The organism is Rothia sp. HMSC062H08 (assembly GCF_001810775.1).
Classification (GTDB): Bacteria; Actinomycetota; Actinomycetes; order Actinomycetales; family Micrococcaceae; genus Rothia.
Genome location: NZ_KV802666.1, coordinates 93,931 through 103,116, shown reverse-complemented (window position 1 = coordinate 103,116; position 9,186 = coordinate 93,931). Strand labels below are relative to the sequence as shown.

The window sequence follows — 9,186 nt, the reverse complement described above, 5'->3', positions numbered from 1 at the left end:
AACGATTACACCACTCCACAGGACTTGACCAACCGCTACCGTACCGTTCCTGAACGGCTACCTTGCCAACATCAGCCACACCTATCCCTGGTCACAGAACGTGAAGCACCATAGCAGTTTGCCTTCGAGCGCACTCAAAGGTTTAGTGTAATTGACATGTTGGAAGAACGGTTAGAGCAAGCCCTTAGGCTCGCTATCGATCCACCCGGAGGGCTAAATACTGCGGCGTTGCGCGACCTGATCAGAGATGACGAGAACACTCAGTGGGATATCGCTACCACTGCCGAGTATTTGGGAATCAGCGCACATACGCTGCGCTATTACGAACGCGCAGAGCTGGTGAAAGTAGGACGCGACGCATCCGGCTATCGGCTTTACGATGCTGCGGCTGTACGGCGTTTGGTTTTTATTACCCGAATGCGGGTCTCTGGAATGTCGATTGCCCAACTCCAGCATTACATCTCCTTGGTTGAACAAGGTGCAGAAACAGTACAGGAGCGTCTTGATTTGATGCTGGAGCATCGCGACATCCTTCGACAACGAATAGAGGATCTTCAGTTATCGCTGGCAGCTACCGAATTCAAGATAGCAATGTATCAGAAAGGTTCCCATCCATAATGAGTGATCAGTACGATATTGATTCCGTCGATAACCAGCGACGTCGTGATCTTGGATTGCAGGTTCTCTCCCGTATCGACGGAGACGCTGGTCAGAGTGTTATCGAATCACTTTCCACGTCAAACCCTGCTTTAGGACACCACATCGCCGCATTTGCTTTCGGGGATATTTACGATAGGCCCGGTCTGGATGCACGCAGTCGCCAGCTAGTAACCATTGGCGTATTGACTGCATTAGGCGGATGCGAACCTCAACTTAAAGTTCATGTTGGAGCGGCACTCAATGTCGGGATTTCCGAAGAGGAAATTCAGGAAGCTATCCTGCACGCCTCAGTGTACTGCGGCTTTCCACGAGCACTGAACGCTACTTTCGCAGCACAGGAAGCAATAGACTCACGGCGGAACTAAGACAGGTAAGTTGATAACGCCACTCCGGACACTTCCCGGCAGGGCCGGAAACCTTTGTATCCAGAGTGACGTTCTATTGGAGCGGCTGACGGGCTGGAGGGTGGAAATCCCGAGCGCGCGAGGGAATGTATTTCCGCCTGGAAGCGATTCCCGCTTCAGACGCGAAAAAAGCCCCGTGACGAAGTCCGGGGCTTGTGGAGCGGCTGACGGGAATCGAACCCGCGTATCAGGCTTGGGAAGCGTGCGCTCTACCATTGAGCTACAGCCGCATCCCCTCCAGTCTAGCGTGTACCGTGCCGGTTCGTGAAATGTTTCACCCCGCCCAATGTGACGCACCACCCGGGTCGTGCCGGGCTCGAGCCTGCGGTCTGCGGGCTCTGCCAGGTATCCTTTAAACGTGCTTATTTCAGATCGCGATATTCGTCAAGAGATTGCTGATGGACGCATCGTTCTTGATCCGTTCGATGAGTCGATGATTCAGCCTGCAAGTGTGGACGTGAGGATTGATCGTTTCTTCCGTCTGTTCGATAACCACAAGTACCCGCATATCGACCCCGCGCAGCCGCAGGAGGACCTGACGCGTCTGGTGGAGGTGGCTCCCGACGAGCCGTTCATCCTGCATCCGGGTGAGTTCGTGCTGGGCTCGACGTATGAGAAGGTGACCCTGCCCGATGACGTGGCCGCCCGCCTGGAGGGTAAGTCCTCGCTGGGTCGTCTGGGCCTGCTGACCCACTCGACGGCCGGTTTTATCGACCCCGGTTTTTCGGGCCACGTGACGCTGGAACTGTCGAATATGGCCACCCTGCCGATTATGCTGTGGCCGGGTTCTAAGGTGGGTCAGCTGTGCTTCTTCCGTCTGAGCAGCCCGACCGAGCACCCGTACGGTTCGGGCGCGTACGGTAACCGTTACCAGGGTCAGCGTGGCCCGACTGCTTCGCGTAGTTATTTGAATTTTCATCAGACGATGATTCCGACGGAGTCGTAGTCTATTCCCGTTTGGGGTTGGGGCGCGGGTGGCCTGCTTGGCTGGGTCGCCCGCGCTTCCTCATATGGGCGTACACCCGGCGTCTCGTGCGTTCACTCACGTGCGGGGCTATTCTCTCACTCATTTGAAGGATTGTTATGAATCTGCTTCCTGTTGTTCTGCGCCTGGCGGGCGCGGAGGTTTCCGTCTACCTGATTGACCAGTCTGAGGCTTTTATCGAGGGTTTTAAGCGTGCCTGGGAGCCGCTGAACCCCGAATTTTTTGAGACCCCGGACGAGGCGTATGAGGCGGTTTCGAACCACGACCAGGTGCTGCTGGTGCACCCCGTATCTGACACCCCGATTCTGGACATAGCCCAGCCCCTGATGGGCCCGTTCATGAAGGTTGGCACGCTGCGCGTGGATAGCGTGGAGCAGGGCCTGCAGGACCTGACGAGCCGCATCACCGTTGCGATGATCGAGCAGCTGGTGGGTAGCGGCGTGATGCTTCATTCGGCGGTTATCGGTGACCCCGAGTCGAAGCGCGCCCTGGCCCTGGTGGGCGTTTCGGGTAGCGGCAAGACCACGGCCTCGCGTTTCTTGGGCTCGAAGCTGGCGTACCTGACGGACGAGACCGCCGTCATCTCGGATGAAGGTTTCGTGACCCCCTACCCGAAGCCGTTGTCGGTGATTGTCGACCCGAATGCACCGAAGGAACAGCAGAACCCGGTTGAGGCCGGTCTGAACGTGGTCGACCCCGAGGACCGCGGCTACAAGCTGACCCGTATCGTGCTGATTTCGCGTGACGAGCAGGCCAAGGAGCCGCGCCTGGAACGCGTGCCGCTGCACGAGGCGCTGGTGTTCTTGAGCGAGCAGAGCTCGGGTCTGGCGAAGCACCCCGAGGGCGTCGTGTCGCTGGCCAAGCTGGTAGAGCGTTGCGGCGGCGTGTGGCGCCTGGTGTACTCGGAGGTTGAGGACACCCTGCCGCTGGTTCAGGATCTGCTGAATGGTGGTGAGCTGCCGGGCGCTGATGAGGTTGAGAGCCTGGAGAAGTACACGGTTGAGGATCACCTGCCGGGCGTGTACCTGAACGGTACGATTGTGATTGACCGCGCGCCGGGAACCTCTGCGGTGCGTGTGGGCGAGGACGGCCCGTTCCTGCTGCTGCAGGACACCGCGTTGAACGAGCTGTCGGAGTTCGCGGCGGAGTGCTGGCTGCAGGCTGAGGGCGACATTTCGTACGATGACCTGTACGCGCGTCTGGCTGAGATCTTTGAGGGTCTGCCTGCGGAGGCGTACGACGAGAACGTCAGCGCCCTGGCGCAGGGAGCGATGCTGTGGGTCCGCGTGATTGACGATCCGCTGATTGACGACGCGACCTGGGCTCAGATAACCGGTAGCGAAGAGGTCCTGGACGAGGCGGAGGAAAACCGCGAGGTGACCTCGGAAGGCTCCACTGAGACGGCCGCCGAGGCAGACGACGATGTGGTGACCGAGTAGCTCGATGAGCGTACCCTAGCGCCGATGGCGCATAGCGAAGGGGCGGGCAGATTAACTCTGCCCGCCCCTTCGCTATACCCGCTGAGGGACCGCGGGGATCCCCGGGTAGACCCCCGGGTAGGTCCCGCCGCGGCTAAGACTTCACCTTCTCGCGGCGGTTGGCCCGCACCCGCAGGGGCCCGGGAGCCTCTACCGGAAGCAGCATCAGCAGACCCGCAACCACAACCACGAGGATGCCGACAACACCCCAAATCTGGGCGCCCAGAATACTCACGAACAGGCCGAAAAGCATCGGCGCCAGGAAGCTCGTGGCGCGGCCGGTCGTCGAGTACAGTCCGAACAGCTCACCCTCGGTGCCGGGCTCGGCCAGGCGAGCCAGGAACGTGCGGGAGGCCGACTGCGCCGGACCCACGAACAGGCACAGCAGCAGGGCGCATACCCAGAACACGCCCGGTTCGGGGAAGAACATCAGCGGGGTAGCCGCCAAGATAATGCCGACCAGCGAGATAACAATAATTGCCTTCGGGCCCAGGTAGTCATCCAGGTAGCCGCCCAGGATCGCGCCAGCCGCCGCGACAGCGCTACCGGCAATACCGAACAGAATCACCTCGGAAGTGCTGAAACCGAACGTGCCCGCCGCAAGAATACCGCCGAACGTAAAAATACCGGACAGACCATCACGGAACACCGCCGAAGCAATCAGGAACCACAGGGTCTGCGGGGACGTCATCTTCAGCCGCTTAATGGTGCGCCACAGCGCCTTGTAGGAGGCGAGCAGGCTACCCTGGCGGGCGGGGGAGAGACGCTCCATGCCCAGCTCCAGGAAACGCAGCTCGCGGGTGGGCAACACCTCCGGCAGGAAGCGCTCGCGGGTGCGCATCCGAATCAGCAGCGGCACGCAGAAGATGAGGCACCAGGCCGCGGCGAACAGGGTCACCGCGCGGATGTTGAGGGCCCCCTCCTCGCTCAAGCCCAGGGACGAGGGGGACAGCACGAAGCCCCACAGCACCACGGCCAGGGCGAGGATGCCGCCAATGTAACCGGCGGCCCAGCCGGTGCCCGAAATCTTACCGATATTATTCGGGTTCGAAACGCGCGGCAGCACCGCGTTGTAGTTCACGTACGCGAACTCGCTGAACACGCTCGCGGCAGACACCAGGAACACACCCAACCACAGGTAGCCCGGGTCGGGGGCGACGAAGAAGCACGCCGCCATCGAAGCGACCAGCAGTAGCGTGTTCACGCCGAGCCAGAAGATGCCGCGGCCAGACTTGTCGTTACGCTGACCGGTCACCGGCGCCAGAATCGCAATGAGGAACCCTGCAATGGTCAGACCCAGAGACAGCGCCGAGGAGGTCTCTTCGGGAGTGCCGAAATAGCTACTGGTCAGGTACACGGTGAAGATGAAGGTCATCATAATCGAGTCGAAGCTCGACGAACCAACATCCCACATGACCCAGGACGCGACCGAACGGCGGCTGTTCGCGTGGTCAACGACCCTACGCGGAGCCTTCGTCTTACGGCGGGGAGAAGAAATAGTCATAGTTGTGCTTTCGGATGCCGAGGTGGCGCTTCAGCGTAGCGGCGGCGTGAAACCGGCTGAAGTGGGGCGGGCGTGCTGAAGATGGAACACCAGGCGGTACGTACCGAGTGGAGATACGTACCGCCTAGTTCATGAACTTTCGCGCGGAAGGCGCAAAGTCTTAGTTGAAGAAACGACGCTGCAGGCGAGCAATACCGAAGCTCACTACAGCACCGACGACGGAGGTCGGAACGGTCCAGAGGATGACCTGACGCAGGGTGTCTTCAGAGTCGTGGGAAATGGCGGGAGGCTGGTTGCCGGTAGCCTTGGTCCAGGCTGCGCCCAGACCCTTACCAACCAGGGCAGTAGCGCCCATGTTGATACCCGCAATGGCAAGCTTAGCGACGGGGTTCATGTGTATCTCCTTAGCTGTATACGATGCGGCGTCCTGCCCGTGAACCCCTTCGGGGTTGGGTGAGAAAAGAGCGCCACTCCCTAGCGTATAGGGTTTAAGGCGTTCGTGCCGCCTTGGAGCCGCTCCGTCCCAAAATTGTACACCGTGCAATTCTGTAATGTGGGCAGAAGAAGAAAACAAAAAGCGGCAAATTGGCACGAACAGCCAGACACGCCTACAATCGAACCTGGGCTTCCACCTGCACCACAACGGTACGGACAAGGAAGCCCACAACGACAGGGGAGCGCCACCGAGGCGCTGAGAGTGCTAAGCAGACCCTCGAACCTGATCCGGTTAGTACCGGCGTAGGGAGTCGAATTTCTTCTCAATGCCCTCGTCCAATCAGAGGGCGAGGACATTCCCCTTCCAACGACGGAAGGATCACCAATGTCACAGAACGCAACCCCCGCCTCCCAGGCATCTAGCCAGGCAGAATCGAAGAAGCCGAACCTGCGCTGGCGAGTCAACGAAATCGTTATCGCCGCAGTTATCGCAGTAGCCTGCGCCGTCATCTTCTGGATCTGGGACATCGCAGTCGGCCCCGCCGCCAAAACTGCACTCGTAGCAGCACCCGAATTCCGCCCCATCGTCGCCGGCGCATGGCTGCTTGGCGGCACCCTCAGCGGCCTGCTCATCCGCAAGCCCGGTGCGGCACTCTTCGGTGAAATCGTCGCAGCATTCATCTCCGTGCTCTTCACCGGCGGCGCGTGGAGTGGTGAAATCCTGATTGCCGGCTTCTTCCAGGGCGTTGGCGCTGAAATCGCCTTCGCAATCTTCCGCTACCGTCGCTGGGACGCATTCGTAGCAGTCTTCGCCGGTGCGCTCAGCGGCCTGTTCATGGGTGTTAACGAAATCTTCATCTACTACCCCGACATGGAACCGGTCAAGGCAATCATCTACGTAGCGTGCGCCGTCATCTCCGGCGCAGTGATCGCAGGCTTCCTCGCATGGATTCTCGTGCAGAACCTCGCCAAGACCGGTGTGCTCTCCTCGCTGGCATCCGGCAAGACCCGCCGCTAACCACCAGCAACTATCCACCGGCTAGTCACTCACCACGAGTCACCACTCGGCACACTACAGCAGCCACACAAAAGGCTAAGGAACCATCATGGAAGCAACACCGCGCGGGGCGCGCATCGAGCTCAACAACTTCAGCTGGCACCACCCCGGACGCCCAGAACCCGTCATCAGCGGACTCAACCTCACCATCAACCCCGGTGAAAAAGTCCTGCTACTGGGCACCTCCGGCGCCGGCAAATCGACGCTCCTGCACGCCATCGCCGGTGTGCTCCACGATGACGACGGCGAATCCGCCGGCGGCACCATCACCATCAACGGGCAAGCACCCGCCGAAGCACGTGGCACCGCGGGCATGATGCAGCAGGACCCCGAATCCTCCATCGTCATGGCAACCGTCGGCAACGACGTCGCCTTCGGCCCCGAAAACCTGCGCGTACCCCGCGAAGAAATCTGGCGCCGCGTCACCGAAGCCCTCACCGCCGTAGGGCTCAACGACCTTGCCCTCGACCACCCCAGCAGCGCGCTGTCCGGCGGACAGAAGCAGCGCCTCGGCCTGGCGGGTATCCTCTCGATGCACCCCGGCGCCATGATCCTCGACGAACCCACCGCCAACCTCGACCCCTCCGGTGTGCAGGAGGTGCGCGACAGTATTCTTGCCGCCGCGGAGGCCACCGGCGCGACCCTGCTCGTCGTGGAACACCGCGTGAGCATCTGGGCGCCGCACATGGACCGCATTATCGTACTCGGCGAAGGCGGCACCATCACCCACGACGGCGCACCCGACACCGTGCTCACCGAAGCCCGTCGGGATCTCATCGACGCCGGCGTGTGGGTGCCCAACTACGTGCCGCGTGCGCCGCAGAGCAACAGCGATAGCAAGTACGGCGAGGCGCTACTGCGCGCCGAAAACCTCAGCATCACCCGCGCACAACCCACCCCCAAACAACGACGTGCACGCCGACGCACCATCAAACGCTTCGGCGACACCCCCGCACCCGTACCCACCGACCTGCCTGTCCTGCGCAGCGGCATCAACCTCACCCTGCACGCCGGCGAACACCTCAGCGTGCTCGGCCCCAACGGCGCCGGCAAATCAACCCTAGCCCTCACCCTCGCAGGGCTCCTCACCGCACCCGACGGCACCCTCGCCGCCACCGACACGCTGCGTAACCACGGCGGTCAGACTGCACACTGGGACGTGCCCACCTGGACCCCAGCCCAAATGCTCAGCCGCATCGGCTACGTCTTCCAAGAACCCGAATACCAATTCATCCGCGGCACCGTACGCGAAGAACTCGAACTCGGCCCCCGCCGACTCGCCGCACTCACCCGCACCCCCCTCAACGAAGACGACCTCACCGCACGCACCAACGAACTCGCGGCCCACCTACGCCTCAACCACCTACTCGACGCCAACCCCTTCACCCTCTCCGGCGGCGAAAAACGCAGGCTCTCGGTCGCCTCCGCACTCGCCACCGCACCCAAAATCCTCATCCTCGACGAACCCACCTTCGGCCAAGACGCACGAACCTGGGCAGAACTCGTCGACCTCATCCGCGAACTACTCGCAGGCGGGACCGCCGTCATCTCCATCACCCACGACGAAGACTACACCGCCGCACTCGGTGGCAAATCCATCACGCTCGAAGCCCTAGACACCTCCGAAGCCACCGCAACCCCCGGAAAGGAGAACGCATGAACACCGACTTCTTCGGCACCATCGACCGAACCAGCTACTTCAGCAACCTCAACGCCGGCGTCAAGCTCGTCGTCTCCTTCGCCCTCATCATCGCCGCGCTCATCGTGCGCGACCCGCTGACCTCCGGAATCCTCTTCGCCCTCGAACTGCTCGGATTCATCCTCGTCGGGTTCCGGCCCGTCAACGTCCTCGCCCGCTTCTGGCCCATCCTCATCGCCGTGATCACCACCGGCTGGTCCGTCGCCATGCTCAGCGCCAAAACCGGCGACGTGATCCTCAACCTCGGCTTCAACACCATCACCACCGGCTCCGCAGCCGTCGGTGCAGCCATGATGATCCGTTCCCTCGCCATGGTCCTGCCCACCCTCGCATTCGTGCTCACCACCGATCCGACCGACCTCGGCGACTCCCTCGCGCAGACCTTCAAACTGCCGGCACGATTCGTGCTCGCCACCATCGCCGCCCTGCGCCTGGTCGGCATCCTCTTCGCCGAATGGAACGCCCTCGGCCAGGCACGACGCGCCCGCGGACTCGGCGCGGGCCAATCCCTCGCCGGACGAGCCCAAACCTTCGGCGGACAAAGCTTCGCCCTGCTCGTGCAGGCCATCCGCCGCGGCTCCCGCCTGGCCATCACCATGGAGGCGCGCGGCTTTGGCGCGGGCGAACGCACCTGGGCGCGCGTACCCTCGTATTCGCGCCGTGACGTGCACGTGAGCATTGCCGCCGCCGTCATCATTGCTGTTGCGTACGGTGCATCTATTGCTGCGGGTACGATTCAGTTCCTCTGGGGCTAGTTCGTTCTTACAGTAGGTTGCGGTTTCGTTTTCGTGACCCCGCTTGGGAAGCGGTATCCGCCCTCGTTCCTACAGGGGCACCCGTCCTCGCTTCGCTTCGGACACCCTGATGTCACTACGGGCGATACCGTCTTCCCACGCTGGGCTACGGAGGCGCCCGCACTCTTCCTTCGCTCCTACAGGGAACCCGCCCTCGCAGAGCTCGGGCA

General features: G+C 61.7%; 9 protein-coding genes, 1 tRNA gene and 1 riboswitch. Of the genes, 7 read left to right on the top strand and 3 right to left on the bottom strand.

The features are described 5' to 3' along the window. Positions 1 to 156 precede the first annotated feature (156 nt). Together HMPREF2765_RS04630 and HMPREF2765_RS09070 are read left to right on the top strand one after the other, a co-directional pair. Positions 157 to 618, top strand: coding sequence for a MerR family transcriptional regulator (locus tag HMPREF2765_RS04630; protein ID WP_049342889.1), 462 nt, complete (start codon positions 157 to 159; stop codon positions 616 to 618). Next, the gene (locus tag HMPREF2765_RS09070; RefSeq protein WP_083303619.1) at positions 618 to 1,025 is read left to right on the top strand and encodes a carboxymuconolactone decarboxylase family protein; all 408 of its coding nucleotides are present in this window, start codon (positions 618 to 620) and stop codon (positions 1,023 to 1,025) included. The genes HMPREF2765_RS04630 and HMPREF2765_RS09070 overlap by 1 nt, the downstream gene beginning before the upstream one ends. Before the next feature lie 195 nt (positions 1,026 to 1,220). On the opposite strand, the gene HMPREF2765_RS04625 is transcribed toward HMPREF2765_RS09070, so the two are convergent. Continuing rightward, positions 1,221 to 1,294: transfer RNA gene (locus tag HMPREF2765_RS04625), tRNA-Gly, on the bottom strand. A 128-nt stretch (positions 1,295 to 1,422) separates the two neighbouring features. Between HMPREF2765_RS04625 and dcd the strand changes: the two genes are divergently transcribed. Then, complete coding sequence (gene dcd, locus HMPREF2765_RS04620) at positions 1,423 to 2,010, top strand: dCTP deaminase (protein WP_070604442.1); 588 nt, start codon at positions 1,423 to 1,425, stop codon at positions 2,008 to 2,010. A gap of 137 nt (positions 2,011 to 2,147) precedes the next feature. After that, positions 2,148 to 3,488, top strand: a complete 1,341-nt coding sequence (locus HMPREF2765_RS04615; protein ID WP_070604439.1) for a P-loop NTPase family protein — start codon at positions 2,148 to 2,150, stop codon at positions 3,486 to 3,488. Between the two features lie 133 nt (positions 3,489 to 3,621). Here HMPREF2765_RS04615 and HMPREF2765_RS04610 read toward each other — a convergent pair whose 3' ends face one another. After that, the gene (locus HMPREF2765_RS04610) at positions 3,622 to 5,031 is read right to left on the bottom strand and encodes an MFS transporter (protein ID WP_070604437.1); all 1,410 of its coding nucleotides are present in this window, start codon (positions 5,029 to 5,031) and stop codon (positions 3,622 to 3,624) included. Between the two features lie 160 nt (positions 5,032 to 5,191). Further along, positions 5,192 to 5,425: a DUF4235 domain-containing protein gene (locus HMPREF2765_RS04605; RefSeq protein ID WP_070604436.1), complete on the bottom strand. Its 234-nt coding sequence runs from the start codon at positions 5,423 to 5,425 to the stop codon at positions 5,192 to 5,194. A 267-nt stretch (positions 5,426 to 5,692) separates the two neighbouring features. Next, positions 5,693 to 5,793, top strand: a riboswitch (TPP riboswitch). Positions 5,794 to 5,851: 58 nt separating this feature from the next. On the opposite strand from HMPREF2765_RS04605, the gene HMPREF2765_RS04600 reads away from it, so the two are divergent. The 3 genes from HMPREF2765_RS04600 to HMPREF2765_RS04590 all read left to right on the top strand — a co-directional run bounded on the left by HMPREF2765_RS04600 (position 5,852) and on the right by HMPREF2765_RS04590 (position 8,977). Continuing rightward, entirely contained in the window at positions 5,852 to 6,484 is a 633-nt protein-coding gene (locus HMPREF2765_RS04600) for an ECF transporter S component (protein ID WP_049350529.1), read from the top strand. An 88-nt stretch (positions 6,485 to 6,572) separates the two neighbouring features. Continuing rightward, the gene (locus HMPREF2765_RS04595) at positions 6,573 to 8,183 is read left to right on the top strand and encodes an ABC transporter ATP-binding protein (protein WP_070604434.1); all 1,611 of its coding nucleotides are present in this window, start codon (positions 6,573 to 6,575) and stop codon (positions 8,181 to 8,183) included. Continuing rightward, positions 8,180 to 8,977, top strand: coding sequence for an energy-coupling factor transporter transmembrane component T family protein (locus HMPREF2765_RS04590; protein WP_070604432.1), 798 nt, complete (start codon positions 8,180 to 8,182; stop codon positions 8,975 to 8,977). The genes HMPREF2765_RS04595 and HMPREF2765_RS04590 overlap by 4 nt, the downstream gene beginning before the upstream one ends. The last annotated feature ends 209 nt before the right edge of the window (positions 8,978 to 9,186 follow it).